Raw genomic sequence first — 26,117 nt, forward strand, 5'->3', positions numbered from 1 at the left:
ATGGATCCACAATCACTCAGGGCGTCAACCGTCCACGACCGTCGTGACCCCACTCGCGCCTCGCCACGGTCGGAGATGGCGTTCTTTCTGCCCCCCAGAACTGCGGGACTCGGATCGCCTACGGCATCCTCATCTGCCGCGATCCGCTCGGCGGCATGCCCGTCACGGTGTGAAGTGGGCCTGGTGTTGCTGTTTGTACAGCTGTCATCGGGCAGGCGTTGGCCGATCTCGGCTTCGCTTGGTCAGCTCGGCGATCAGTGTTGTCGCAACTGTGCGATGGCGGCTCGAAGGAAGTCGTCACGCCGACGTGCGGCGTGGGGGCCGTAGGACTCGGTGGGCGTGTTGAGAGCAGCCACGGCGTCCCAGTAGGGGAGGTTGTCGGCCCGCGTGCCGCTGGCCCGTTCCCAGCCCTGCAACACGTGCCTGGGGGCGGCATCGTCGTAGAAGATCGCGACTTGTTTGCGGAGCTCGCCGAGATCCACGCCAGGGTTGCCGACGCCGGCGGTCTTCCAGTCGATCAAGGCGCGGACCCGGCCGTCGGCAACCACCGTGTTGCCGGGCCACACATCGCCGTGCACGAAGACGCCCGGCAGGTCCGGAGCCTTGATCGCCTGAATTTGTTCGTCGGCCAGCTGGAGTAGTGCGGTGGTTGGCATCCGGCCGACTCGGCGGTCGTGGGCGAAGTCGTCAACCGCGATAGGGCGGGGCCGGAGTGGGAGCTGCGGTTGCGGGTCGAGGATGACGGTGTGGACCTGGGCGATTGCGGCGCCTGCCGCCAGAAGCAACTCGGTGGAAGGCGCAGCGGGCCATGTGCTCGTCCCGGGCACGACGGTCTCCAAACTTGCTGATGTCTCAGCCACGCGACCGTCGAGATCGGCCGCGAACAGGCGGGGAGCTGACAAGCCGTGCTTCTCGGCGACAGTGAGCGCCGCGGCGTTCGTCGCAATTTGATCCGGCGAGATACGGCTGCTCGGGAAGCGAAGGACCGCTGAGAATGTCGACCCGTCGGGCGCCATGAGATCGATCCACCACGGGCTTTCCCCGTCGTGCAGAGAACGAACGGCACCGACAACGATCCGACTGCTCAGCTGTGACTCAAGCCAAGCGAGCAGCGGCTCCGAAAGACCAGGACTGCGCTGGTTACCCTTCCCGCACTGGACGACTCTCATACAGGTAGGGCCACCTGTCAAGAGCCCCACCAAGCTGCAGATTCGCGCGCGGTACCGCCCATGAGAAGGCGTGACCTGGTGCGGGATCGGTTCACTCTCAAGTAGCCGCGATTCGCTCGCTGCCCGCCGCTGCACCCGGGACCATCGGCTGGATCCCGGCCATGCCGATGACAAACGCTGCGGAGGGCAGCCATGCCCATCCGCTGCTGGGCGCGCGGCGATGCGAGGATCACGACATGAGTGACCCGTTCATCAACGTGATCCGGCCACCCGAAGGCGGCCCGTATGCCTGCCCTTGCTGCGGGTTGTCACCCTGAGCCAGCGTGGCTACTACGAGATCTGCCCGGTGTGCTACTGGGAGGACGACGGACAGGACGATCATGACGCTGATCAGGTTCGCGGTGGCCCGAACCGCTCAATGAGCCTCTCTCAAGCGCGGCGGAACTTCGTGAGCTATGGCGCCTCAGAGGAACGACGCCTGGCCCACGTTGGTGCGCCACTGGACACAGAAAAGGCGGGAAGCGGGCAGCAGTAGCGGCAGACGCGGGCCATCGGCACCACCCGGCGCACCTGACCGCCGACGGGGCCCACAGCGTGTAGCTACCCCGTGGTGGAGAGGCGACGCAGCGCCGGCGGCGCGACGATCCGCAGGGCCGCGTTCTGGTCGGCGCACACGGCGAGCGCATCCCCCAGGGCTTCCCGGGTGGCCACGACCGCGTCGTCGTCGGCGATCGTTGCGGCCTCGTCGAATGCCAGGGTCAGGGTGGTGAGCGGTTTGTCGCGCAACTGGAACGCGCCGTTCACCAGCGGTAGCAGCCGGCGCATGTCTTCGGCCGACAGCGTTCCGACGATGTGGATGGTGTCCTGGTCGTCGGCAAACATTCTGCTCATCACAAGATCGTAGACGGCACGCGCACCGACGGCCCCTATGCGATGGCCTAGGCAGGCTCGAGAGAACCCTCTTACCAATGAGCCTTTTCCAAGCTGATCTTGCAGCTCAGGGCGGGGGCGGCGGGCCCGGTGATCGATGGAGGCGAGGCTCCAGGTAGGACAGCAAATCGACCAAACCCGATGCCCCGACCGGGAGCCTCGCCATCATGGCGTGCCAGGCTGGAACTGCTTAGGCCAGACCAGTCTGGCCTTAAGAGTTTCGGAGACGGTGCGGTCGTCCTCGTTTACCTTGGTCCTTTCCTGGCCGGTGCGGAACGCTGGTCCTGCTGGATCGCGCGGCCGCGGCGCGGCCGGTGGTCGAGGAGGCCATCGCCCTGCTGCGCCGCCCCGGCGAGACCGGCCGCTGCGCTCATCAGTCCGATTTGGCCAAAGCGCTGCTCAACCTCAGCACCGTCCTGGGCCGGCTCGGCCGGCATGCCGAGGCGGTGGCGTCGGCTCGGGAAGCCGTCGAGATCCAGCACGAGCCGGCCATGGACGATCCCGACCGGTACCTCCTGGATTACACCCACGCGACCACCAACTTCGCCCTGGTGCTGTCCCGGGCCGGCTGCCACGACGAGGCGACCACGGTGGCCCAGGAGGCCGTCATGCGGTATCGGCGGATGCTCGACTACGGGCCGGACGATGTCCAGCCGTGGTTGCCCGTTGCGCTGACCAACCTCGGCGTGGTGCTGACCGAGCAGAATCGCCACGAGGAGGCCGTGCCGTTCATGACCGAGGCAGTCGAGCGCTATCGAGACCTCGTCGGCACCGACGAGAGCTACCGGGCGAAGTTCGGCGAGTCGCTGTACAACCTCAGTATCGGCCTCGCCGCGATCGGCGACCGCGACTCGGCGCTCAAGGTCAACGAGGCGGCGATCCTCGAGTTCCGTCAGGCTGCGCATACGGATCCGGGTTATCTGCACATGGTTGCCACGGCGCTGGAAACTCGCAGCCTGCTGCTTTCGGAGATGGGCCGCCCGGACGATGCGGCCGGGTACGAAGCCGACGCCGCCGAACTGCGCGGGACGCTGCGTCTGCTGCTGTCCGAGGCGGACAACCCGGACGAGGTGGTTCCGCCCCGGACGTCCGGCTCCGGCTAGGCCCGTATTCCGCAGGTCGGCGATCGTCAGCACCATTCCAGCGGATTGACGTCGAGCAGGTCGAGGATTTCGAGTTGCAGGGGTGTGGGTTGAGGGATGGTGTGTGGGTTGCCGCTGGTCGCGGGGATCAGTCGTATGCCGGCGAGGGCTTGGAAGATGAGCCGGGTGGTCGGGATCGCGGGCCGGCCGGCGTAGAGGCCGGCGACGGTCGTGCGGTCCTGCGCGCGTAGGGCGGCTCTGGTCTGGCGTTCGATCAGGCTGAAGATGAGCAGGGCGAGGCAGACCACGGTGATCATGGCGGTGATCCGGCGGTTGTCCTTCAGGTAGATCGCGGCGACGGCCAGGGGGCCCTTGAACGTCGAGTAGCGGCGTTCGACGGCTTCCTGGCCCTTGTAGTGCAGCAGGACCTGCGCGGCGTCGGCGTCAGCCGGGTCCAGGTTGGTCAGCAGCGCGTACCAGCCGTCGGTGGATGTTTCGGCGTCGATCGTAGCCTGGTCGAAGTGCCAGGTCAGGGTGGGTTTGCTGGTCTCGGCGTCGGTGCCGGTCGTGGTGCGTAGGTAGCCGCCGACGCGGCGGGTCTTGCCGATCACCGTTAGGCGGGCCTCGACCGCGGCCGGGTCCGGGTAGTGCCGCGAGCCCAGGCCTCGGGTCAGCCGGTCCAGATCGCCGCGGGCCCGGTCGAGTTTCTGGGCCCGGGCGGCTGCTGCGGCACCGGCGCGGGCGCTGGAGTGCACGAAGACCCGGCGCAGACTCAGCACCGGGTCCTTCTTCCGCGGCCCGGCCAAGGACATCGTGTCCTCGACCACGTGCCACGCTCCCCGCTTGGCAGCGTCTTTTCCCTGGTCACGGGCAGCGACGTAGTCGACCCGGGTGGCCCGGTCCAGCTCCAGGCCAGCCAACTGTTCGGCTTTGACGTACACCTTCGACGCGGGAGCCACGAACGTCACCTCGTCGGCGTGCATCTTCGTCAGGTTGTCGTACGACACCAGTTTCGAGTCCCCGACGATCAACAACCGGCGCGTCGTGGCGATCTGCTGCAACGCCTTCATCATCGGCACGACCTGGGCGACCTCACCCGCGCCGCCGTCGTACGCCCGATGAAACACCGGCACCCCACCATCGGCGGTCACCGCGATCCCCGCCTGGACCTGTTTCAGATCCGGCCGCCGGTCCTTGGGATGCCCGAACTTCGGCGCCGCGTAGTCCTCATCGGCCTGCTCATACTCGCCATGCAGCGAGATCGACGTCATGTCCCAATGCATCCGGGACACGTCGATACCGAACACCTTGATCGCGGCTGCGCCGACCGACCCGGCGATCGAGTCCACCTGCGGCGCGATCGCGTCCAACGCCCGGCCGACCCGGTCATCGTTGAGCTGTTCCGGCCGGAGCCCGAAGACTTCCTCGACCGCGTATCCGGCCGCCCAGTCCCGCACCCGCACGAGGGGTTCTGGTGAGGTCAACCGGTTCGCGACCAGGGCTTCGATGACCTGCCCGTGGGTCAACTCCGACCGGTCGTCGACCGGGCACAACCCATCGATGACATCGCGAATCCGCAGCCGACCGGCGAACGCCGCGACCACCGGCAACGACCCCAACGCCTTCTCCACCGACGGCACCGCACCGTATCGCGCACGCTCTCTCACAACCCCGCCACGCTGCCACCGAACCTGCCCCCGGCCAACCCGCCGCGCCGAAACCCGCCCACGATCACCGACGTGCGGAATGCGGGGCTAGGCGCGCTCGACGATGCTCGCCAAGACCTCATGGGTACTCCTGCCGGTGCTTGACGGGTGGGGTCGGCGCCCGATCGCCGGACGGCGACCTCAGCGCCTCCGATATTGCCTTGATAACGCGGCGCCGATGCGGATACACAGGGCCGCATGTCCACCGTGCTTATCATCGCCGGGCCACCCGGAGCCGGGAAGTCGATTGTCAGCTCCATCGCTTCTTCGCGTCTCTCGCCTAGCGTCCTGATCCGCGGAGACGCCTTCTTCCGATTTCTGGACCAGGGTGCGCAGACGCCGTGGCTGCCAGGGGCGAAGGATCAGAACCAGACGGTCATCCGCGCCTCGGGTGCGGCAGCTGGGCAGTTCGCGCGGGGAGGATACGAGTCCGTCTTCGACGGAGTCATGGGGCCATGGTTCCTGCCGACCTTCTTCGAAGCTACAGGACTGAACGAGTTGCACTACGCCGTTCTGCTGCCCTCGGTAGAACGCTGCGTGCAGAACGTCACCACCCGTGAGGGCAACCGTGACGACGAGCCCGGTACGCGGCATATGCACAAACAGTTCGAGCAAGCCCGCATCGACGCCCGACACCTGGTCATCGACCCAAGAGGGACTCCGGAGGAAATGGCTACAAGCATCTTGTGTCGCTACCGTCAGGGCGCCTTTGCCTATAGTGCTCGAGACGTCACATAGCCCGGGCGACCCATCGTATTGGCGCTGCGCCTAATGCTCGGTCTACCGCGACCCGCGGGGGCGATGGTCTCGTTGTCTCAACTCCGACCCCGCAATTTCCTTGACTCAATACACCGGATATTCAGCAGTGACAGCCGCGCGAATGACTTGATGATCGCGGCCGATGCACTGATCTACCGCAGATATTGCGCGATACCCGCGCACCGCGGGCCCGCCTCCAAGCGGGGACGCCCGCCGGTGACGTCGGGCTCGGCGGAGTGAATCTTCAGCGGGGGAAACAGCCGGACTTCCACGGGAGCGCCTGGACGGTCAATCGCCTGCTGGACAACGGATACGTCAAACGCGGTTGAGTTGCCGATTGCCGCTACGGGCCAGGCCGTGGCGGCTGGTGTCCTCACTGCGGTGGTTGCTCCGGCCGTCGGTAGAGATCGAGTGGATGGCGGGCCGTCGACATGTCCCGCAATAGCCCGCGAGCCTGGCGCTGACTGCTACGCTTCTGCTCCCAACTCTCGCGCGCTCGCGTTCGTCTGCGACGCAGCCGCCGAACATACGCCAGAACTCCAGTTCACACCCGGTGAGCCTGTACAAGGTGTCGTCTCTTCCTGTATCCGATCCTTTATGACCCCCAAACAACTGGTCGCCACGCTAGTTCTCGTCGTTACGGCAATCGCCACCCTCGCAGGCGCCGCGTGACCCCATATGCGCTCGCCGCCGCCAGCGAGCTCATGCACCTTGATTGGAAGACCCTCGCCGATATAGGACAGACCTACGGTGGTGCCTCCGCCCTGATCTCCGCCGTAGCTCTCTCCGGTGTTGCAGCGTCCATCGCTTACCAGGTGCGAGCCGTCCGTCAGCAACGCCACCAGGCCGTCCGCGACCAGCAACGGGAACTACTCCTATTACTGGCTAGCGACCCGGAGACGTACGCTCACGCCTTCACGCGGGAACGCGCGGCGATGCACCCGTCGGAATTGCGGCGCGACGTTTATGCGCAGATGTGGCTGCAGTTTTTCTCTTTTGCCTACGAAACTGGACATTTCACCGAGTCGGATATTCGATCCCCGGAAGGCGAGAGCCTCTTCAGCACTGAAGCCTTGAGAAGCCACTGGGCCGGCCACCGAGACGGGTGGATGTCGAGTCCCAATTCAAAGGCTCGACGATTTGCTCATATTCTCGACGATGTGTATCACGAGGTACTTGCTGCTGACCCTCCACCGGATCCCGAGCCCTACTCGTCGAAAGGAAACGCCTCCGACCGCAGGCACGATGTTGGGCGTCTGGCTCGCCGGCCTGAGCCGAGGCCGCCGGACGCCGAGCCCTCGCGAAGGATGCTCCGTGGGGGCTCGGCGTGCGTGCGGGCGCGCAGGGGCCGGGCGTTCGCGTCGGCTGAGGGCGGGTTGCCGAGGCGGGCGAGCCGGCTGAGCACGGCGGGGAAGGCCGCGGCCGCACACAAAGATTAGGTGCGGTCGGCGCTCACCGGGGAGGCCGGTGACGGTGAGCGTCTCGGGACCGGTCAGCGCGGCCGTGGCGCCGCCGGCGGTGAGGGCGGCCATCGCTTCGGCCGTCCGCGTGGTGCGCAGCACGACCCGGTCGCCGGGCGCCCGGGCGAGCAGGCCGGCGATGCTGATGTCGGCGACGAGCCGGCCCCGGGCCACGACGATGAGGTGGTCGGCGGTGTCCTCCAGTTCGCTCATCAGGTGGCTGGAGACGAACACCGCCCGTCCCTGTCCGGCGAGCCCGCGCAGCAGCCCGCGGATCCAGTGGATGCCCTCGGGATCGAGACCGTTGACCGGCTCGTCGAACAGCAGCACCGGCGCGTCACCGAGCAACGCAGCCGCGATGCCCAGCCGTTGCTTCATGTCGAGGGAGAAGCCACCGGCCCGGCGCACGGCGGCACGCTGACCCTGTCCAGCCCGCCCGGCGGACCGACCGTCCTGCGACTCGAACTGCCATGCGCGTAGTCCTCGCCGACGACGCGGTCCTCCTGCGCGAGGGCCTCGTCGCGCTCCTCGTCCGGTTCCACCGCCAAGTCGTCGCCGTCGGTGACGCCGCCGCCCTCGCCGCCGCCGTCGACGCCGAACGCCCCGACGTGGTCGTCACCGATGTCCGCATGCCGCCCTCGTACACCGATGAAGGACTGCACGCGGCCGTCGTCCTGCGCGTGCGATACCCGGGCCTGCCAGTGCTCGTCCTCAGCCAGTACGTCGTCACCGCGTACGCCGCCAAACTCCTCGAATCCACCGACGCCGGCGGGGTCGGCTAACTGCTCAAGGACCGCATCCTCGACGTGGCCGAGTTCGTCGACGGCGTCCACCGGGTCGCTGCCGGCGGCTGCGTCATCGACCCCGAAGTGGTCCGGCAACTGCTCACACGCCGCCATGACCCGCTCCGCCGGCTCACCCCACGCGAACGCGAAGTCCTTGCCCTGATGGCCGAAAGCCGCTCCAACGCCGCCATCACTACGGCGCTGACCATCAGCGAGAAGGTCGTCGGCAAACACATCAACGCCATCTTCACCAAGCTCGACCTGCCCGCCGACAGCTCCGACGACCACCGCCGGGTCGCGCCGTCCTGACCTGTCTCCAGCGGAAGGAACCCTGAGCCTAGTCGTGGACGGCGCCGGCGCCTTCGTCGCGCGCTGGTCGCAGCATCTGGCGGCGCACGTGCGCCGGCCGGGTCCCGACCAGGAACGTCTCGGGCTCAGTGGGCCGGTTCCTGCCGTGCGCCGCCGGTAGAAACCGGGGGTGTCGACGAACTCGACCGCCGATGGCCCGTCCGGGTCGATCTCCACCACGAGCCCCTTGTCGAGCAGCCTGATGCTCGACGGCGTTACCGGCAGGGGGCCGGGCGTAGATCAGGTTCGTGACACCCTCACGGCCGTGCGGTCAGCCGCTTGGCTCTGCTCGTGAGTAACGGGTTCTGCCCCGTGAAGAGTGATCGATACTCGTCGTGATCGATCGTTGGGTGGATGGTGTGATGAGGTCATCGGCAGGCTGCTGCCGTATCCGCCAGAGACTAGAGGTCTTTTGAGCTGGGAGGGCGCCGCACTGGTGCTAGCTCTAGCATGGGAGTGGTGCTGGCAGGATCGATCCGCGCCGTCGGTGACGCATAGCGTCACGGATATGCCGAAAGTCAAGGGGATCGCGTCCGGGGTGGACACGCATCGGGTCAGGAGCCGATCGAGAGTTCGTGGCTTGCCGAGGTTGTTCGTGGGTCCGAAGCTGTTGTCGGCCCTGACCGCCGTCGGGTTGGTGCTGATCGCGTCGGGCGTGGTCGCGGCGCCGGCAGGGGCCGGTCCGCTGGCCCCACCTCCGCTCGCCGTGAAGGTCCTGGCCGCGCCGCAGCCGTTGCCCGCCACCGATTGGCGTGCGCATCTGGTGTACGAGATTCTGCTGCGCAACGAAACGGACCACGCGGTCCGGCTCGACCGGGTGGAGGTCCGTGCCGTCACCATCCTGGCTGTGCTGGATGGTGACGCGATCGAGCGGCGGCTGTTTCGCTTCACCGACGACGCATTCAGCCGGACGCTCCCGCCGGGTGGATCCGGCATGCTGCTGCTCGACGTCACGCTGGCACCAGGCGCGCGGGTACCGACCCGTCTGGATCACCGTTTCGGTGTGGCCACCGGCGACGGCGACGGCGTGACCACCTTCACCGGCGCCCGAACCACGGTCGAGCGGCGGGAGCCGCTTCGGGTGAGTGCGCCGCTGCGCGGTGGCAGCATCGCCGTGTTCGGCTGCTGCGGCCCGCCGTTCGGGCACCGGCGGGCACGAGTCGAACTCGACGGCCGCATCTACCTCGCGCAGCGTTACGCGGTCGACCTCGTCCGGATGGACGCCGCGCTGAACACGAATGCCGGTGATCCGACGCGTAATGAGAGCTACTACATCTTCGGCGCCGCGGTCATGGCCGCCGCGCCCGGCCGTGTGCTCGCGGTCCGTGACGGCGTGCCGGAGAACACCCCGCCGGCCTTTCCGCCCGATCTCGGGGACAACGACGTGCTCGGCAACTTCGTGCTTCAGGACCTCGGCGGTGGCCGCACCGCCGTGTACGCTCACCTGAGCACGGGCAGCGTGCGGGTCCGGCCCGGCGATCGGCTTGACCGCGGCCAGGTCCTCGGCCAGGTGGGTAACAACGGCAACTCGTTCCAGCCGCACCTGCACTTCCAGGTCACCGACGCCCCCGGTCTTCCCTTCGGCCTGACCGCCAACGGTGTGCCCTTCGTCTTCGACCGGTTCCGGCTCGACAGCCGCGTCGCCGGATTCGACACCTTCCCGCCGGCACCGGTCAGAATCCCCGTGCCGCCGCCGCACCGGCGCGCAGGAATGTACTCGCTGACCGGTGACATCGTCACGTTCGAACCATCCAGCGATCGGCGGTGAGCAACCGCACGGACGTCCCGGCCCTGCAATTGGATCCGCGTCGTTCAGGACGCCGCCACCGTGCCCATGCCCGCCACCACGCCTGCCGGGCGGCTGGCCAAGGCGCCCTGGCGAATGCTGTCGTGCAGGCCGATTCCAGGGGTAGCGTCGGACAGGCAGTTCGGATCCCCGACAGCGCGTTGGCCCGCCCCGCGAGCCGACGACGACCCGGTCGAGCAGGTAGAGGTGCTGGTCTACGGCGCCGAGCTCGCGATGGTGCTGCACGATCCAAAGACCGCAGCCGAGATGCTGGCCCGCGTCCAGTCCGCCGTGCTCACCGAAGGGGAAACTGGTCGAGCGGCATCCGCGTTCGACAACGCCGCCGAACTCGCAGCGGCCCTGCGGTGATTCACCATCGAACGCCTCCCTCATCTCGGCAGATCCGCGCTCGCAGCCGTATAGGCTCGCGATTGATTGCACAGTGGGTGCAGGCTCCGGATCTACCGATTGGCGCTACCGAAGTCAAGATCCACAAGTGGCGCTCTCGATGTTGACGAGCCTCACCGGATCCCGATGTGAGCGCCGGATCCGGTGATCGATGGGCAGAGCCGGGGGTGCGTTCCGGCAAGCGCCTACGGTCAGCCCTGGTTGCGGCCCTGCGGCCGCAACGCCGAGCTGGGATCGTCCTGCTGGGTGAGGACGAACAGGACCATGGGCAGCGTGATCAGATCGCTGTCCTCGATCAGATCCCACACCTCGTCACTCCCTCGACACCCAACGTAAGCGGCCATCCAGGGCACGCCCATGCCGTCCGTCCAATGGTGATGAAAATGTCAGTGCATGCGCAGTCTTGGCAACGAGATTCCTCAGATTGGGCCAGGCCCAGTCGGGATGAATTCCGCTCGATCCGTCATGAAGTAGAATTCGCCCTTCTCCGGTTGTATGATCGACAACCAATGTATTAATCCCAGTATCTGAGGCGAATGGCACCCAGTGGCGGTCCCACAAAGGGTCGGGGAACCGCGACCGGGAGAACATTTCTTCCGACGTCTCGAATAGGTAGTCGGTCCAGATATCGAGCCCATTTGAGTTCTGAGATCCGTCATGCCAGCTGAGGAGTGTCCGGAGGTCTGGGTTCAAGGGGAATCTGTAACGTAATTCGAGGTTCTGAAGTTGAGCCTCACTGAGGCCAGGCCGCAAAGTGGCTTGGCTGACGGGGTGCATAGCGCGCAAGCCATGCCTCGATGGCGGTCAGGCTCTCGGCCATGTCGGGCGTTGTCGGCATGGCCGAATGGTAGACATTGGCCGGTGCCCTCATCGCGGAAATCTCGATAAGGGCACCGGCGTCCGGTGGTCAGGCGACGGTCTTGAGCCCACCATCGGCGACGAAGAGGCGGGTGTTATCCGATGCGAAGCCGGCGACATTGCCGAAATTCGGCGTGAGCGTGACGCCAGCGCCGTTCGACTTGGCGACCCTGATCGTCTTCGTGTAATTGCTGGTACCGGAGGTGCGAACGTCAACGTACAGGTAACTGCCCGCCGATATGGCCGCAGTCGGCGCATATCCGTTGGTTGGTACCTGGCTGGAGATGGTGGTGGCTTGGCCGTTGGCCGGGTTGATCTTCAGCAGGGTGGTGCCGGTGATGATCCAGACGTTGGCGTCGTCCGCGGCAACCGCACCGGTGACGCTCGAGTTGATCACCGTGGCGGGGCCGGAGCCGAGGTCGATTTTGGCCAGGCCGCCATTGACGTTGTTGACCGCGTACAGGTAGCGGCCGGCGATTGCCACCGATGCCGTCGCCGGGGCGAACTGGCCGCCCGGCAGCAGCGATGTGACCGCGCCGGTGTTGGGGTCGATGCGGCGGATGCCGCAGTCGTCGGTGGCGTAGACGAACCGGCCGTCAGAGCCGACCACCCGCAACTTTGCGGCAGCAGTCTTGAACCTCGCTTCCGCACCGGCGATCGCGCTTTGACACGACGACACCGTGACAGTGCTTCCGGCCAGCAGAGACACCACGGTGCGTCGCCAACCGCACCATGCCCCGGCTGAACATTCCTCACCAGCGCACCGAGAACCCAGCCCCGATCAGCCAACACCGCCGGATCGGGCTCATCCGCCGCGCCATCACCGACGACGCCATCCCGCTGCGAGCCAGGGTCGTGACCCTGCTCATGCTGCTCTACGCCCAACCGATCAGCCGCATCATGCGCCTGACCACCGACGACGTCATCCGCGACGGCAACCAGGTGTAGCTGCGTCTCGGATCCCCGCCCTCGCCGGTTCCTGAGCCGTTCGTCGCCCTGCTGCTCAAGCACCTGACCAGCCGGGGGAACACCACCACCGCGACCAACCCGAACGGCACCTGGCTGTTCCCCGGCCGCCGCGCCGGCCAGCCCTTACACCCCGCCACCCTCGGCAAACTGCTCAGCGTCCTCGGGATCACCACCTTGCACGCTCGCACCGCCACGATCCGCCAGCTCGTCCTGCAGGCACCGCCATCGGTCGTCGCCGGGATGCTCGGCTACCACGTGGTGCACACCGAAGCCGTCGCCGCCCAAGCCGGAGGAACCTGGAAGAAATACGCCCCCCGGAGACCGCACCCGACCACAACCCAAGATCCCGGGACAGAGAACACCGACTACCTGATCACCAGTTTCTGCCAGCGCCGCACCCCCTCGCCTCGCACAGACCGCCCGCCATCGGTTTCCGGTTAGGGTCCTCGATCATGGAGCAGTCACTGGAGGACGCCGACCGGTTGGCCCGATACGTCACCGTCGGGACCACCCTGGCGCTACTCAGCGACCGGCGGCTCGGGGAACTGGTGGACAGTGCGGCGCCGATCGGTTCCGGAATCGGCGGCACGGCGGTGCTACTGCAGGTCGAGGGCACGCCGGTCTTCGCCAAGCGTGTCCCGCTCACCGACACGGAGCGCCAACCGGAGAACGTGATGTCCACTGCGAACCACTTTCGGCTCCCTCCCGGCTGCCAGTACGGCATCGGCGGGCCCGGCTTCGGCGCGTGGCGGGAGTTGGCCGCGAACGCCATGACCACCGGCTGGGTGCTGGAAGGGCGGTTCGGCAGTTTCCCGCTGATGTATCACTGGAGGGTGCTGCCCGGCGCGGTCGCGCCGCCCGAGGAACACGCGGACCTGGAACGTACGGTCGGGTACTGGGACGGCTCACCGGCGGTGCGCGCCCGGATCGAGGCGGTCGCCCAATCGTCGGCCGAGGTGGTCCTCTTCCTGGAATACGTCCCGCAGAACCTGCACGAGTGGTTGACCGCGCAGGTGGCCCTCGGCGACGGCGCCGTCGAGTTGGCGGCCGCCACGGTGGAGCGCGACCTCCGGACCGCCGTTGCGTTCATGAACGCCAACGGCCTGCTGCACTTCGACGCGCACTTCCGCAACGTCCTCACCGACGGCCGGCGGCTCTATCTCGCCGACCTCGGCCTGGCGACGTCGCCGCGCTTCGAACTCTCCGCCGCCGAGACGGAGTTCCTGCGCCGCAACGCTGGCCACGACGGGTGCTACGTGACTACCGAACTGGTCAACTGGCTGGTGGCCGCGCTCAGTGGCGCTGCCGACCCGGTCGCCTTCCATCGAAAGCATGGCGTCGAGGCGATCCGCCGGTACGCCGGGGGCGAGCAGCCGGCCAACGTCCCGCCGGCCGTCGCGTCGATCATCCGGCGGCATGCGCCGGTCGCCGCCGTGCTCAACGATTCTACCGCACGTTGTACGACGAAAGCCGGACCGCACCCTACCCGTTGAGTGAGATTGCCCGGGTAGGCGCCACGACCGGCCAGCCCTGATCGCGCGACCGCAGGCACGGCGGGAAGCCTGACTGGCGCCGCACCGACGGGGACTGACTAGTGACTTCAAGTTCAGAGACAAGCCCAACAACCGAAGACCACGCAGCGTAGGCGCATTCGAATCTTGGTCGGAGAATAGCGACTACTTGAATACCGGTCTCTGCCAGTATCGCACCCCACTACGCCGGTTCCGGCAACTCTCCGTGATGTAGCCGGAGCGCGTCGAGCCGCGAACGCACGCTCATGGCCGCCGATAGGACGCGAGATCTCGTCATGACGGCGACTTTCGGCGCAGGCAGTGACAGCCGGCCCGCAGGCGTGTGAGCTGTTGGTGCCCGGCGGCGTGGGCTTCGCCGTTACGGAAGGCTTTTGATGGGGAGCCGGATGGTGAAGGTGGTGCCGGGGCCCTGGTGAGGGGTGACGTGGATGGTGCCGTGGTGCCGTTCGATGATGGCGCGCGTGATCACCAGCCCGAGGCCGGTACCGGGGATACGCCGGTCCAGTGCGGTGGAGGCCCGGTAGAAGCGGCGGAACAGGCGGGGACGTTCGGTTTCGGGGATGCCGATGCCGGTGTCGGACACGGTCCACATGATGTGCTCATCCGTGTCGTTGGTGGCGGTGATGGTGATGGTGCCGCGGGCGGGGGTGTACTTGATGGCGTTGCCGAGCAGGTTGTCGGCGACCTGGCGTAGCCGGTGCGGGTCGGCGTGCAGGTGCAGCCCGCGCGGGGTGTGCACGGTGACGGTCAGGTCTTTGGCCGCAGCTGTGGTGTGAAAGGCCTGCACGCAGTGCTCGATGACGGCGCACAAGTCGGTGGGCTCCGGCTGCACGGCCAGGTGCCCGGACTCCAAGCGGGCGAGGTCGAGCAGGTCCTCGGCCATGACCGCCAGCCGTTGCGCGTTACGGCCGATGACCTGCAGGTAACGCCGTTGATCGTCCACAGTGAGGGCGTCGAGTTCCTCCTCGGCCAGCGCCGCGGTGCTGGTGATGACCGCGAGCGGGTTGCGCAGTTCGTGGGTGACCATGGCGACGAACTCGTCCTTGGTGCGGGCCAGCTCGACGGCGAGTTCTTCCGCGCGGCGGCGTTCCAGGTACTGCCCGACCTGCGCGGCGACGCCGGCCAGCAGCGCGATGAGGGTGTCTTCGGGATCTTCGGCCCGGTCGCCGTAGACGCACAACGCGCCGAGGGTGTGTCCGCCAGTGCAGATCGGCACCCCGACGGCAACGTGCAACCCGATACGGGCCGCGGCGCGGCTGCGCAGGAACGTGGCGTCCGCTGCCAGATCAGCGACCCACTGCGGCCGGGCCTGCTGGAAGACCCGGCCGGGCAGTCCGACGCCGGGATCAAGTTCATCCAGGGCGAACCGGCCGAGGCGCTGGCCGGGTGCGGCGTGCCGGGCGGCGCAACACAGCACCTGCCGGTCGTCGTCGCTGAGCCACAGCTCGACCACCGGCCAGTCCATCGTGACGCCGAGTGCCTCAGCTACCCGGGTGGCCGCGACAGTGCTGGACTGCGCTTCGGCCAACCCCCGCGCCACCGCGGCTTCCACCGCGGTGAACCGCCCGGCCCGGCGCACGACGGTGACGTCGTGCGCGAAGGCATGAAACACCCGGCCGGTCTGTTCCTGCGTGGCGGCCAGGACCAGCTCGATCGCGAACTCATGGCCATCACGGTGCAGCGCGCACAGCTGCAGCCGCTGACCCAGAACCCGCGCCGGTTCACCGGCGGCGAGGCGAGCCAGCCCCGCGTGGTGCGCCGCGCGGAACCGCTGCGGGAGGATCAGATCCTCGATCCGCCGGCCGCAGGCATCCTCCAGCGGATACCCGAACGTCGCCTCGGCGGCGGGATTCCAGCCGACAACGCGCCCTTCGGCATCGATCGCGATGTACGCCTCAGGGGAAGCGGCCAGCACCGACTGCGGCTCGTGGACCACCCCCTCGCCGCCGGTGACCTTCTGCTGCTCTGACTGAGTCATGGCTCCCCCCTGTCGCCGAACGACATCCGACGGCGACCAGGCCCTGGGGGATGGGCACGACGCTGCTAAGCGAGAGCGTAGCCGCATGTCCGTTCGACCAACCCTCAACGGACGCAACGGCTCTGCCGTCCGGGCGGTCCCGCCGGCCTGTTCAGACTGCGGCGCGGGCGGTGTTGACGCATTCGTCGACATCGAGCACCAGCAGCAGCCGATCCTCGGTCTTGTATGACCCGACGATCATCGCCCGGGTCGGCCCGGTCAGGGTGTCCGGTGGCAGCTCGAACGCCGCATCGTCCAGTTCGGCGACCGGTCCGATCCGGTCCACCAGCAGGCTCATCGGTTCACCGCCGGCCAGCACGACCACGTTGGTGATCGCACCCGACATTGACCTGGGTGGCAGCCCGAACCGGACCTGCATGTCCACCGTCCCGATGACCTCGCCGCGCAGGTTGAACAGTCCGCCGCACGCGTCCGGGGCGAGCGGCATCGGCGTGTACTTCTCGTTGAGCAGGACTTCCTGCACGATTTCTATGGGGACCCCGAAGAACTGGTTCGCTACGTCGAACGTCACGAACTGACGTCTGGGCATGGATGATCTCCAGGGGTCTGCTGGCCGCCAGGCTTCGCCGGGGCGTACCCGTTGCTGTATTCGGTTCGCCACCCTTCAACTCAAGGCAATCCCGGATCGGGGCACACCTTTTGTTCACATCGAGGCCGTAGCCCGGGGGAAACGCACCCGAAGACGCGATCGCCTCGACGGTGCCCTCCACGAGTACGAACATGCCGCCTGGCCTGCACGGATGAGGTTTCCGGCAGGCGCAGACCCAGTGGTGGCCAGAACGATCCAAGGTCTGTATTCAACGCCGCATCGAACGCCGGGCACGCACGCCCCATGCGGCCACCGACGGCGTGATCGTCAAGCTGAGTCGCGCTCGGATCGTGGTATGAGAGGGCGCCGCCACGCAACCAGGGGCTACCGTTTACTACTGCCACCGACCTGGCAAAGCGCGAGGTCACCTGGCGCGCGGACTACTCATATCTTGTCCGGCCAACTCCTCACGGCATCGCGAAGCCTCGTCACCGCTCCCTTCGGGGATGCGGCGGAACTCCGCCGTTCCCGCCCGCGCAGGCGCTTGTTTCGGAAGAATCGTCGGAGTGGCGGCACTACATACCACCCGGAAGCAGTCGCGGTGGCAGATAACCGGACTGGCGTTGCTCGGCGTTACCGGTTTAACTTGCCTCGGCATCGGTGCTTGGAAGGTATTTTTCGCCGACGGTGGACCCGGTCTCACCGCGCTGCTCATCGTCGGCGCAGCATTGTTTGTTCTCGCGTTTACTCCGCCACGCCTTGCGGCTATCGCGCTGACGCCAGACGGACTCGAATTTCGGCTCTCCCAGGAGATGGCCGACAAGGGCGCTGAGGCCACCGCTCGGATGGGGAACCGGTATGCGGAGATCCCGGCCGACCAACTGTTGGCAAGCTTTACAGTGCTGGCACCGGGCGGGTGCGGGCCGTGGTGACTAACCCGGGCCGGGCTCAGGCGGAGTTGGCGGCGATCGTGCGGTCGTCGCACGACGCGATCATGGGTAAGGCCCTCGACGGGCGTATCACCAGCTGGAATCCCGGTGCTGAACGGCTCTACGGCTACACCGCCGCGGAGATGGTGGGTCAACCCGCCGCCGTCTTGTTCCCGCCGGAGCAGCAAGGCGACGAAGCAGCAATTCTGCAGCGCATCAGCGCCGGGGAACGCGTCGAGCAGTACCAGACCCAACGCGTACGGAAAGACGGCAGCCGGGTCACCGTGTCACTGACCGTCTCCCCGATCACCGACGAACACGGCACCATCGTCGGCGCCGCCTCCGTCTCCCGGGGGATGGACCCTCAGCAGCAGGCCGAAGCCAGGTTCCGGGGCCTGCTCGACGCCGCCCCCGACAGCATCATCTGTGTCGACGTCTCCGGAGCGATCGTGCTGGTCAACGCACAGGCCGAACGCCTTCTCGGCTACCGCCGTAAGGAGTTGCTGGGCCAGCCGGTGGAGGTGATCATCACCGGAGGCGTGTCCAGCGAAGGGCTCCGGCCTGCCATGCAAGCCGGCAACGAACCGGCGGTGGTGTCGTTGCATCCCAGTGTCCGCCGTAAGGACGGCACCGAGTTCCCTGCGGACATCAGCCTCAGCGCCTTCGAGACCAGCGGCGGGATGGTGCTCTCGGTCGCGATCCGGGACGCGACGGAACGTTTACAGGTCCAGGCCGAACGCGAACGGCTTATGGCGCTGGCCGAACGGGAACGGCTGCAGCGGCAACTACAGCAGGCTCAGCGGCTGGAGAGTCTCGGGCAACTGGCCGGCGGGATCGCGCACGACTTCAACAACATGCTCGGCATCATCCTCAACTACATCGGCTTCATCCAGGAAGAGGTCACCGCCGCCGCTCACGGCGAGGATCAGCAGGACTGGGCGACGGTGCGCGCAGACACCGAACAGGTCAAACGGGCCGCCGAACGCGCCGCCGCGTTGACCCATCAACTGCTGTCCTTCGCCCGTCGCGAGGTCGTGCGTCCGCAGGTGCTCGACCTCAACACCGTTGTCGCCGACATCGAACAGATGCTGCACCGCACCCTCGGTGAAACATCCGGCTGGTCACCGGCCGGGCGGACGGGTTGTGGCCGATCCTGATCGATGAAGGCCAGATCGAGCAGGCGCTGGTGAACCTGGCGGTCAATGCCCGTGATGCGATGCCCGGCGGCGGCACGCTGACCGTCACGACAAGCAACCAGAACCTCGACGACCTCGCCGGCTACGATCCACCCGTGCCGCCCGGACGCTACGTATGCCTGCAGGTCGCCGACACCGGGACCGGCATACCGAAGGAGGTGCTCGAGCGCGTCTTCGAGCCGTTCTTCACTACCAAACCCAGCGGTGAAGGCACCGGCCTCGGCCTGGCCACGGTATACGGGGCCATCAGCCAGGCCGACGGGCACGTGCGCATCGCCAGTGAGGACAACGTCGGCACCGTGGTGACCGCGCTGCTGCCGGCCACCGACCAAACCCCGCAGCCCGCCGCAGCGGTACTGCCCTGCGACCGGACCAGCCAGCAAGGCACCATCCTGGTCGTGGAGGACGAAGACGGCATCCTTGAAGTCGCCCGACGGCTGCTGACCCGCAACGGATACCAGGTCATCACCGCCGCGACTGGCACCGAAGCACTGGAAAAGGCCCGCTGGCACGACGGACCCATCGACCTGCTCCTCGCCGACGTCGTCATGCCCCACATGCTGGGCACCGAAGTCGCCGCAACGGTACGCGCCCTGCGCCCCGACATCCACGTGCTGTACATGTCCGGCTACGCCCAGCCCGTCCTGTCCTCCCACGGCACCCTCGAGCCCGGCATACGCCTCATCGAAAAACCCTTCACCGAGCCCGACCTGCTCAACCCCATCCGAGAAATATTCGCTCCTGAACAGTCCGCTGGTGGCTTCCCTGACAGGCCCACCTAAATCCGCTTCAGTTCAGCCGTTGCAGCTACGCCCGGAACACGCGCAGCGCCTGCTCGACGACCCAATTGGCCACGAGCCGAGGCGTTCAGCCAGCGATGGGGCGTCGAATCCCATGAGGGCGGCAAACGCGTCTGGGTCATCCTGCGGCCCTATCCCGGCGCCGACAGCGATTGACCCCTGATCGACCACGACCGGGCGCTGTCGACAGCGCGGCTCCAGGGGCCGCGGACAATCCTCAGCCGGATTTCGGAGCCGGGGCGTTCCAGTGGTAGCAGTCATGTGCGGGGCGGAGCGGCCGATGGTACGAGAAAACCGTTCCATCGCTCGGCCGGGCGTGTGGTCGCCGGTACTACGACGCGGGTGGGCCGCGCGCTGCTGGCCGCGCGCTGCTGGCCGCGCGCTGCTGGCCGCGCGCTGCTGGCCGCGCGCTGCTGGCCGCGCGCTGCTGGCCGCGCGCTGCTGGCGTGCCAGCCGTCGCGGTGTTGCTGTTCCTGCCGGCCGACCACGAGTCGCGTTTCCGAACGTGCTTCGTGTTCTCGTCCTAGGCTGAGGCGAAATGTTCCGATGGCCGTGCGCTCTGCGGCGGGACCGGGGGCATCATGGCCGTTCTGGCCGTCACCGCGCTCTACATGATGATCTTCCTGTGGGTGTCGTGGTGCTATCTGCGCCGGCGTGATCCGCTGCTGCGTGACGTGATGTTGGTCTTCGCGGCGGTGGCGGTGCTGTTCGTTCTCGGCGTCGTGCGGGTGCTAATCGGCCCGCCGCCGCAGGTGGTGGCGGCGTCGGCGTCTGCGTTGTTGTTGGCGCAGCCGGTGCTGACGTTGCGGCTGGTCGGCCGGCTGCGGTCGGTGCCGCAGTGGTTGCAGGTGGCCGCCGTGGCCGGCTGGGTGTTAACCACGCTGCCGGTGGTGGTGTTACCGGCGCCGTTGCCACCGCCGGTGGTGTGGCCGGCGGTGGGCGTGTTCTGCGCCGTGGAGGCGGTCGCCGCGGGGCTGTTGGCCGCCGAGGCGCGCCGCCGTGCGGGTGCCGCCCGGGCCCGGCTGCAGTACGCCGCGGCAGGGACCGCACTGTTCGGCGTGACGTTGCTGATCGCCGGCGGCGGATCGGGGGTGGCCGTGTGGACACGCTCGTTGGCCGTTGTCTCCGGGCTGCTGTACGTCCTGGCGTTCGTGCCGCCACGCCGGCTGCGGCAGAGCTGGTCGCGGGAGGCCGCGAACACGGTGCTGCGTTACTTGCTCGCCATCCCTGCCGACGAACCAGCCGCGCGTACGTGGCAGCAGTACTGCCAAGGAGCCCGGCAGATGTTCGGCGCCGATGCGGTCGCGGTGGTGCTGCCCACCGCGGCCGGCACCGTGCGCGCGGTGACCTCATGTGGGCTGTCCCTGCCCGAGTACGAGTACGAGCAGCGTGACGTCGATGAGGTGTTGGTTGCCACGACCACGGTCGACGCCCTGGCTGGCGCATCTGGGTCGCCCCGGCTGGCGGTCGCCCTCGCTCAGGCCGGTCACTGCCGTTTCGTGACTGCGGCGCCGGTGCCGACCGCGGACGGTCGTGGCGCGGTGGTGCTGCTCAGCCGCTACCGCCGGCTGTTCGCCGATGACGACGTCTCGCTGCTGACCGAGCTCGGGGAGCAGGCCGCCGCCCTCGCGCAGCGCGCCACCGTCCTGGCGCAGCGGGCCACCGCCCTTGCCGAACAGCAGAGCTTGGCGAAGATCGTGGAGTCATCGCACGACGCGATCATCTCCAAAACCCTCGACGGGCTGATCACCAGCTGGAACGCCGGTGCTGAACGGCTTTACGGCTACGCCCGTGATGAGGTCCTCGGCCAGCCCTCTGCCATGCTGTTTCCTCCGGGTCACGAGCTGGCAGAAGCGCAGCTGATGCAAGACGTGGCCCGCGGCGAACGCATCGAGCAGCACGAGGTCCAGCGCCGCCGTAAAGACGGCACCGTACTCACGGTGGCGTTGACCCTGTCACCGATCACCGGCCCGGACGGCCACATCACCGGCGTGGCGGCGATCTCCCGCGACATCAGCGAACGGCATCGTGCCGAGGCGATGTTCCGCGGCCTGCTGGAAGCGGCCCCCGACGCGATCATCGGGGTCACCCGGGGCGGCACCATTACCCTGATCAACGCCCAGACCGAACGCATGTTCGGCTACCAGCGCGACGACCTGATCGGCCAGTCGATCGACGTCCTGGTCCCCGAGCGGGTACGCCCCCGCCACCCCCAGCTGCGCGACGCCTATTTCGCCGACCCCCGAGCGGGGCAGCTGGGGGTCGGCAAGGACCTGACCGCGGTGCGCAAAGACGGCAGCGAGTTCCCGGTCGAGATCAGCCTGTCCGCGCTGGAAACCGACCAAGGTGTGATCGTGTCGGCCGCTGTCCGCGACGTCACCGAACGGCTGCACGCCCAGAACGAACGCGAACGCCTCATCGCCCAGGCCGAACGTGACGCAGGCGAACGGCGCCTGCAACACGCTCGCCGGCTGGAAAGCCTCGGCCAGCTCGCCGGGGGTGTGGCACACGACTTCAACAACATCCTCGCCGTGATCACCAACTACAGCGAACTACTGCTCGACACCCTGGACACCACTGCCGTCAACGCCGATGATCTGGCCGGCGCCCGCAACGACATCGGGCAGATCAGCCGGGCCGCCGAACGCGCCACCCAGCTGACCAAACAACTCCTCGCCTTCGGCCGGCGTGACATCACCCAAGCCGAAGTCCTCAACCTCAACCACGTCATCGGTGACGTCGAGCAGATGCTGCGCCGCACCCTCGGTGAACACATCCACCTGATCACCCAACTCGACCGGCAGCTGCAACCCGTCTACGCCGATGCCAGCCAGATCGAGCAGATCCTGGTCAACCTCGCCGTCAACGCCCGCGACGCGATGCCCGACGGCGGCACCCTGTCCATCGACACCACCAACGCCGACCTCGACGACGAAGATGTCGCCTCCGGCCCCCTGGAACCGGGCCGGTACGTGCGCCTACGGGTCAGCGACACCGGCAGCGGCATGCCCCCCGACGTGATCGAACGTGCGTTCGAACCGTTCTACACCACCAAGCCCCACGGCTCGGGCACCGGCCTCGGGCTAGCCACCGTCTACGGCATCGCGACCGCCGCCGGCGGTGACGTGCGGCTCTACTCCGAGAACGGCATCGGCACCACCATCACCATCCTGCTACCCGCCGTCGACACCCCCGCCGCCCTCACCCCCGCCGATGCCGCCGCCGGACCCGAGGTGCAGGCAGCCGGACCGCGCCCGCACGAGACCATCCTGATGGTCGAAGACGAAGACGCCCTACGCCAGGTCACCGGACGGATCCTGACCCGAGCCGGCTACCACGTCCTGGCCGCCAACTGCGGCGCCCAGGCCATCCACCTCGCCCACACCCATGCGGCGCCGATCGACCTGCTGCTCACCGACGTGATCATGCCGAAAATGCTGGGCAACGAAGTCGCCGCCCGCATCCAAGCCATCCGCCCCGGCATCCCGGTGCTCTACATGTCCGGCTACGCCCAACCCGTCCTCACCGAAAACGGCACCCTCCCCGACGGCGTCACCATCGTCGAAAAACCATTCACCAGCCGCGAACTGCTCCACCACATCCACACCGACCTGCACCCACCCGGCACACATCAACCAGCCACAGCCGCCTCCGCCTCCGCGCGACCCAACGCCACACCCGAACCGATCGACATCGGGCCTGCTTAACCAGGCATGGAACCCGGGCCGCCCACGGCCGATGGGCAACCGCCGCCGGCCGGGCCCGATCAGTCCTGCTCCTCGCGATCACTCTGGTCCGGGTCCCGCAGCGGCCGCCAGGCGCCGCCGAGGTCAGGCAGCCGAAACGAATAGTGACCGTGAACGTTGATGTGCCGACGCGCATACGCCGACAGCCGAGCCACGTCAGCGTCGAGGACCGGGTAGCCCTGTGATCGCAGCTCGCCCAGCGCCCGGTCCAAATAGGCGGTATTCCAGAGCGTGACACAGTTCAGCATGCCACCCCGGCGTCCAAGTCGACGTCTGCCCACCGCAGCCCCGCGGCTTCACCACGGCGCAGGCCGCGCAGCGCGATCAGCCACCACATCACCACCAAGCGGTCCTGCGCAACGAAGGACAGGAAGGTCGCGGTTTGCTCGACCGTCCATACGGCTACTGACGGCCGTTGACCGGTCTGTTGCCGCGCCTCGACTCGCTGCGCGGTTCAGACCAGCGCGTGTGGTCGCCGCGGAGAGGGCACCAATTGAATGCGCAGCAGCGGCATGAGCGCACCTCCGCCCCCGGCCGTCGCCGAGCCCGACCTTGACCCGCCCGCAGCCGCCCGCCGCCGGCGCATCCGGTTCGCGGTGGTGCTCGCGCTGACCCTCGGCCGTCCCGCCGGCCCAACCGGCATGCACGGGCGGCACCGCGGCAACGGCCAGCGTTCCCGTGATCGCGTCGTGCGATCTCCACGTGGGTACCACGTACCGGAGCGGCAATCAGATCCGCGGCGACGGCTGGCGCAGCGGCAACTGCGGCGTTGGTACCAGCTACGTCGAGGTGCAGCGGAGCCGGTGGTACGGCTGGGAGACGATGCAGACGGCGAACGTCAATGCCAATGACGTGGACTACGGCGTCGGCTACGACTGTGGGGGCACCGGCCAGTACGAGTACCGGGTGATCCACGAGGGATACACGGCCGGCGGCGACTACCTGTTCGCCGAGTCGAACCACATCACCGCAGGCTGTTGACCGTCCGGTCGCCAGCAACCGAGCACCGGGGTGAGTGCCTTTCCACAAGGCACTCACCCCCGGTGTGTCAGCCCACGCGCATTTGCCGGTGACCTGCCACTCGCGGATGAACGGCATGATCTTCTTCTTGGCGGCGCCCCGGGCCGTCGCAACGGCGGGCTTCCCGCGCTGCGATGGTCTTTGCCGCTGCCTGAGTTGCCGGCACGGGACGACGGCGAGCCGACCGTTGGCCAGCTGAGGGCCGCCCTACCCCGCCCGGATGGGAGTCGCTCGACCACACACCCGTGCGGCGAGGAACCACAACACCCACCCAACCTGGGGAAGCGCGAGTGTTCACAGCACTAGCGGTAGTTGTCACCTTATGGTGGTAGGGGCCGGGTGGCGGCTTGCTGCTCCAAGCAGTCCAGTAGCGGTGGAGCAGCAGCCATGGGGTGAGCCAGGCACGGACAGCGCGTAGCGCTTTTGGCCAGCTGGGGTGTTCGGCCGGCGGCGGGGTTTGAGTGCCCCCTCTCTCCGGAGTTGTCGCTGAACGGCTCCGGAACAGTCGCGGCGGTGTCGTTCGTGGACGGCGGGTCGAACCAGATGTTCCAGCAGAACGAGAACGCGCAGTTCACCAGGGTTTGGTGGCGGCGGATCGCGGTGGCGGAGCGGACTTGGAAGTCGGCCCAGCCGAGTTCGTCTTTGACTTGTTTGTAGCTTTGCTCGATCCAGTGCCGGATCCCGTAGAGCCGGACGACTTCGGTCAGGTCTGCCGGTTCGTGGGCGGCATCGGGGGTGTCGTGTGGGCCGCCGGGGCGTGCCAGGTTGGTGGCCAGGTACCAGGTGGCCTTGTCGGGCAGGGTGGCCGGGTCGGTGGTGGCGATGACGAGGCGGGTGTGTCCGTCGGGCCCCCACCAGACGAGCTGGGCGTCGGTGGCCCACCAGGTTTCGGTGTGCCCGTCGCAGAACCGGCGTTGGACCGGGTGCCAGCCGCCGGGAGCCTCCGGGTCACCCCACGGCACGGCCCGGGCGGCGTCCTTCGGGGTGTGGGCCTGGGATCCGTACTGCCAGGTGCCGCGGGAGGGTTTGAGGGCCATGACGAACCCCAGTCCGCTTTGACTGAGCTGTCCGCGTAGCGGGTCGTGGTCGCCGTAGAAGCTGTCCGCCACGACCGCCCGGCAGACCACGCCGGCGGCGAGCGCTTTGTCGATCAGGTCGTCGGCGATCTGCAGTTTGGTCCGGAACTCGGGGTCGGCCTGCTTGCGGGGGAAGTGGGAGGCCGGGGTGTAGGCCTCGGCGTGCAGCGGATAGTAGACACGTTCGTCGGCCCAGACCGTGGTCACGGTGACGATGCCGTTGTCGGTCTTGCTGTAACGGCCCAGCCCCTGCCGTCCGACATGCGCCGTCGCGGTGCCGTCTTTGCGGTCGCCGGAGTCGTCGATGGCGATCACCCCACGCGTGTGCGGCGCGGTCGCCGGAGCGTTGACCAGCAGCTCCAGGCGCCGCCGGTTGACCTCATCAGCGTCCCAGGTGGACTGCGACAGGAAGTACTGCAACCGTTGCACCGCAGCATGTTGCGCTCCCTTGACCGGCTCGGACCCAGCAAGGGCGGTCAACGTCTTATTCCGATCCCGCGGCGCCAGCAGGCCGGTCAGATACTCACGGAAACCCCGCCGCTGCGCCAACCGGGAGAACAACTCATCGAAACACACCGCGTAGTCCTCCAACGGACCCGCGGCCGGCGGACACACCGCACGAACCACCAGCACTCCAAGCACTCGACCCGACACCAGCCGGTGCAACGCAGCAGAACGCAAGAAGGTCCGGCAACCGCGCAGTTCTGCAGGAGGTCGTACGGGTCGTTGTAATACACACGTGAGTCTGCGGCGAGAGCGGCCTTCGCGACGCGGGACCACTCGTCGGCAAGCACTTCCCAGTCGCCAGCCTCGAGCCGTCCAGTCCCGCCTTCACGATCACCGCGGGATCAGTCTTCGGAACGGCGGTCAGCGTGGTCCGGCTGGGGATCGCCCGCCGTCCGGCCAGGTCGATGCCCTCAACCACCTCACCGGCGGACGAATGAAAACCAACCGGAGTCTCGGTCAAGGTGTTGCCGCTGCTCGCGACCAC

General features: G+C 67.6%; 21 protein-coding genes and 3 pseudogenes. 14 read left to right on the forward strand and 10 right to left on the reverse strand.

The genetic code is table 11. The features are described from left to right. Positions 1 to 254: 254 nt before the first annotated feature. Positions 255 to 1,169: an aminoglycoside phosphotransferase family protein gene (locus AB0O15_RS39900; RefSeq protein WP_364330539.1), complete on the reverse strand. Its 915-nt coding sequence runs from the start codon at positions 1,167 to 1,169 to the stop codon at positions 255 to 257. A gap of 295 nt (positions 1,170 to 1,464) precedes the next feature. Between AB0O15_RS39900 and AB0O15_RS39905 the strand changes: the two genes are divergently transcribed. Continuing rightward, entirely contained in the window at positions 1,465 to 1,704 is a 240-nt protein-coding gene (locus tag AB0O15_RS39905) for a CPCC family cysteine-rich protein (protein WP_364330542.1), read from the forward strand. A gap of 65 nt (positions 1,705 to 1,769) precedes the next feature. Here AB0O15_RS39905 and AB0O15_RS39910 read toward each other — a convergent pair whose 3' ends face one another. Then, a complete protein-coding gene (locus AB0O15_RS39910; RefSeq protein ID WP_364330545.1) occupies positions 1,770 to 2,051 on the reverse strand; it encodes a hypothetical protein in 282 nt (93 codons plus the stop codon). A 362-nt stretch (positions 2,052 to 2,413) separates the two neighbouring features. Here AB0O15_RS39910 and AB0O15_RS39915 point away from each other — a divergent pair, with 362 nt between their 5' ends. Continuing rightward, entirely contained in the window at positions 2,414 to 3,202 is a 789-nt protein-coding gene (locus AB0O15_RS39915) for a tetratricopeptide repeat protein (RefSeq protein ID WP_364330548.1), read from the forward strand. A gap of 26 nt (positions 3,203 to 3,228) precedes the next feature. Here AB0O15_RS39915 and AB0O15_RS39920 read toward each other — a convergent pair whose 3' ends face one another. Next, the gene (locus AB0O15_RS39920; RefSeq protein ID WP_364330551.1) at positions 3,229 to 4,812 is read right to left on the reverse strand and encodes an IS1634 family transposase; all 1,584 of its coding nucleotides are present in this window, start codon (positions 4,810 to 4,812) and stop codon (positions 3,229 to 3,231) included. 273 nt (positions 4,813 to 5,085) lie between these two features. Between AB0O15_RS39920 and AB0O15_RS39925 the strand changes: the two genes are divergently transcribed. Together AB0O15_RS39925 and AB0O15_RS39930 are read left to right on the forward strand one after the other, a co-directional pair. Further along, positions 5,086 to 5,625, forward strand: a complete 540-nt coding sequence (locus AB0O15_RS39925) for a hypothetical protein (protein ID WP_364330554.1) — start codon at positions 5,086 to 5,088, stop codon at positions 5,623 to 5,625. Positions 5,626 to 6,350: 725 nt separating this feature from the next. Continuing rightward, positions 6,351 to 7,085 carry a DUF6082 family protein gene (locus AB0O15_RS39930; protein WP_364330864.1) on the forward strand — a complete coding sequence of 245 codons (735 nt, stop codon included), beginning with the start codon at positions 6,351 to 6,353 and terminating at the stop codon, positions 7,083 to 7,085. Positions 7,086 to 7,148: 63 nt separating this feature from the next. Here AB0O15_RS39930 and AB0O15_RS39935 read toward each other — a convergent pair. Then, positions 7,149 to 7,517: pseudogene (locus AB0O15_RS39935) on the reverse strand (AAA family ATPase); the annotation flags it as partial. 59 nt (positions 7,518 to 7,576) lie between these two features. Between AB0O15_RS39935 and AB0O15_RS39940 the strand changes: the two are divergent. From AB0O15_RS39940 to AB0O15_RS39950, 3 genes and pseudogenes are all read left to right on the forward strand, one after another. Beyond that, positions 7,577 to 8,200 (forward strand): annotated as a pseudogene (locus tag AB0O15_RS39940) (response regulator transcription factor). Between the two features lie 451 nt (positions 8,201 to 8,651). After that, complete coding sequence (locus AB0O15_RS39945; protein ID WP_364330557.1) at positions 8,652 to 10,007, forward strand: M23 family metallopeptidase; 1,356 nt, start codon at positions 8,652 to 8,654, stop codon at positions 10,005 to 10,007. A gap of 27 nt (positions 10,008 to 10,034) precedes the next feature. Further along, positions 10,035 to 10,394, forward strand: a pseudogene (locus AB0O15_RS39950) (VOC family protein); the annotation flags it as partial. Between the two features lie 351 nt (positions 10,395 to 10,745). Here the strand turns inward: AB0O15_RS39950 and AB0O15_RS39955 are convergent. Further along, entirely contained in the window at positions 10,746 to 11,210 is a 465-nt protein-coding gene (locus AB0O15_RS39955; RefSeq protein WP_364330560.1) for an SMI1/KNR4 family protein, read from the reverse strand. Between the two features lie 130 nt (positions 11,211 to 11,340). Continuing rightward, positions 11,341 to 12,003, reverse strand: coding sequence for a DUF5074 domain-containing protein (locus AB0O15_RS39960; RefSeq protein ID WP_364330562.1), 663 nt, complete (start codon positions 12,001 to 12,003; stop codon positions 11,341 to 11,343). A gap of 20 nt (positions 12,004 to 12,023) precedes the next feature. Here AB0O15_RS39960 and AB0O15_RS39965 point away from each other — a divergent pair, with 20 nt between their 5' ends. Both AB0O15_RS39965 and AB0O15_RS39970 read left to right on the forward strand, forming a co-directional pair. After that, entirely contained in the window at positions 12,024 to 12,239 is a 216-nt protein-coding gene (locus AB0O15_RS39965) for a hypothetical protein (RefSeq protein WP_364330565.1), read from the forward strand. Between the two features lie 473 nt (positions 12,240 to 12,712). Then, positions 12,713 to 13,753 (forward strand): serine/threonine protein phosphatase, encoded by a 1,041-nt coding sequence (locus AB0O15_RS39970; protein WP_364330567.1) that lies wholly within the window; start codon positions 12,713 to 12,715, stop codon positions 13,751 to 13,753. A gap of 397 nt (positions 13,754 to 14,150) precedes the next feature. Here AB0O15_RS39970 and AB0O15_RS39975 read toward each other — a convergent pair whose 3' ends face one another. Then, on the reverse strand, positions 14,151 to 15,962 hold the full coding sequence (locus tag AB0O15_RS39975) for an ATP-binding protein (protein ID WP_364330570.1): 1,812 nt from the start codon (positions 15,960 to 15,962) through the stop codon (positions 14,151 to 14,153). Next, on the reverse strand, positions 15,922 to 16,359 hold the full coding sequence (locus tag AB0O15_RS39980) for a chemotaxis protein CheW (RefSeq protein ID WP_364330573.1): 438 nt from the start codon (positions 16,357 to 16,359) through the stop codon (positions 15,922 to 15,924). Before AB0O15_RS39980 ends, AB0O15_RS39975 begins: the two co-directional genes overlap by 41 nt. Positions 16,360 to 16,925: 566 nt before the next feature. On the opposite strand from AB0O15_RS39980, the gene AB0O15_RS39985 reads away from it, so the two are divergent. From AB0O15_RS39985 to AB0O15_RS40000, 4 genes are all read left to right on the forward strand, one after another. Further along, positions 16,926 to 17,291, forward strand: a complete 366-nt coding sequence (locus AB0O15_RS39985; protein WP_364330576.1) for a hypothetical protein — start codon at positions 16,926 to 16,928, stop codon at positions 17,289 to 17,291. Continuing rightward, positions 17,285 to 18,445, forward strand: coding sequence for a PAS domain S-box protein (locus AB0O15_RS39990; RefSeq protein ID WP_364330579.1), 1,161 nt, complete (start codon positions 17,285 to 17,287; stop codon positions 18,443 to 18,445). The genes AB0O15_RS39985 and AB0O15_RS39990 overlap by 7 nt, the downstream gene beginning before the upstream one ends. Next, positions 18,430 to 19,266 (forward strand): ATP-binding protein, encoded by an 837-nt coding sequence (locus AB0O15_RS39995; RefSeq protein WP_364330582.1) that lies wholly within the window; start codon positions 18,430 to 18,432, stop codon positions 19,264 to 19,266. The genes AB0O15_RS39990 and AB0O15_RS39995 overlap by 16 nt, the downstream gene beginning before the upstream one ends. Positions 19,267 to 19,865: 599 nt before the next feature. Next, a complete protein-coding gene (locus AB0O15_RS40000) occupies positions 19,866 to 22,991 on the forward strand; it encodes a PAS domain S-box protein (protein WP_364330585.1) in 3,126 nt (1,041 codons plus the stop codon). A 59-nt stretch (positions 22,992 to 23,050) separates the two neighbouring features. On the opposite strand, the gene AB0O15_RS40005 is transcribed toward AB0O15_RS40000, so the two are convergent. Further along, on the reverse strand, positions 23,051 to 23,278 hold the full coding sequence (locus AB0O15_RS40005) for a Tn3 family transposase (protein WP_364330588.1): 228 nt from the start codon (positions 23,276 to 23,278) through the stop codon (positions 23,051 to 23,053). Between the two features lie 454 nt (positions 23,279 to 23,732). On the opposite strand from AB0O15_RS40005, the gene AB0O15_RS40010 reads away from it, so the two are divergent. Further along, complete coding sequence (locus tag AB0O15_RS40010) at positions 23,733 to 24,011, forward strand: hypothetical protein (protein WP_364330591.1); 279 nt, start codon at positions 23,733 to 23,735, stop codon at positions 24,009 to 24,011. Between the two features lie 359 nt (positions 24,012 to 24,370). Here AB0O15_RS40010 and AB0O15_RS40015 read toward each other — a convergent pair whose 3' ends face one another. Beyond that, positions 24,371 to 25,906 carry an IS701 family transposase gene (locus AB0O15_RS40015; RefSeq protein ID WP_364330594.1) on the reverse strand — a complete coding sequence of 512 codons (1,536 nt, stop codon included), beginning with the start codon at positions 25,904 to 25,906 and terminating at the stop codon, positions 24,371 to 24,373. Positions 25,907 to 26,117: the final 211 nt, after the last annotated feature.

The sequence above is a fragment of the Actinoplanes sp. NPDC089786 genome, assembly GCF_040684855.1.
Taxonomy (GTDB): domain Bacteria; phylum Actinomycetota; class Actinomycetes; order Mycobacteriales; family Micromonosporaceae; genus Actinoplanes.

Coding starts and splice junctions, on each gene's coding strand:
- AB0O15_RS39900 (WP_364330539.1), bottom strand. CDS start 1,169: ATGAGAGTCGTCCAGTGCGGGAAGGGTAACCAGCGCAGTCCTGGTCTT.
- AB0O15_RS39910 (WP_364330545.1), bottom strand. CDS start 2,051: ATGTTTGCCGACGACCAGGACACCATCCACATCGTCGGAACGCTGTCG.
- AB0O15_RS39975 (WP_364330570.1), bottom strand. CDS start 15,962: ATGTCGACGAATGCGTCAACACCGCCCGCGCCGCAGTCTGAACAGGCC.
- AB0O15_RS39930 (WP_364330864.1), top strand. CDS start 6,351: ATGCACCTTGATTGGAAGACCCTCGCCGATATAGGACAGACCTACGGT.
- AB0O15_RS40000 (WP_364330585.1), top strand. CDS start 19,866: ATGGCCGTTCTGGCCGTCACCGCGCTCTACATGATGATCTTCCTGTGG.
- AB0O15_RS39925 (WP_364330554.1), top strand. CDS start 5,086: ATGTCCACCGTGCTTATCATCGCCGGGCCACCCGGAGCCGGGAAGTCG.
- AB0O15_RS39965 (WP_364330565.1), top strand. CDS start 12,024: ATGCCCCGGCTGAACATTCCTCACCAGCGCACCGAGAACCCAGCCCCG.
- AB0O15_RS39980 (WP_364330573.1), bottom strand. CDS start 16,359: ATGCCCAGACGTCAGTTCGTGACGTTCGACGTAGCGAACCAGTTCTTC.
- AB0O15_RS39970 (WP_364330567.1), top strand. CDS start 12,713: ATGGAGCAGTCACTGGAGGACGCCGACCGGTTGGCCCGATACGTCACC.
- AB0O15_RS39955 (WP_364330560.1), bottom strand. CDS start 11,210: ATGCACCCCGTCAGCCAAGCCACTTTGCGGCCTGGCCTCAGTGAGGCT.
- AB0O15_RS40005 (WP_364330588.1), bottom strand. CDS start 23,278: ATGCTGAACTGTGTCACGCTCTGGAATACCGCCTATTTGGACCGGGCG.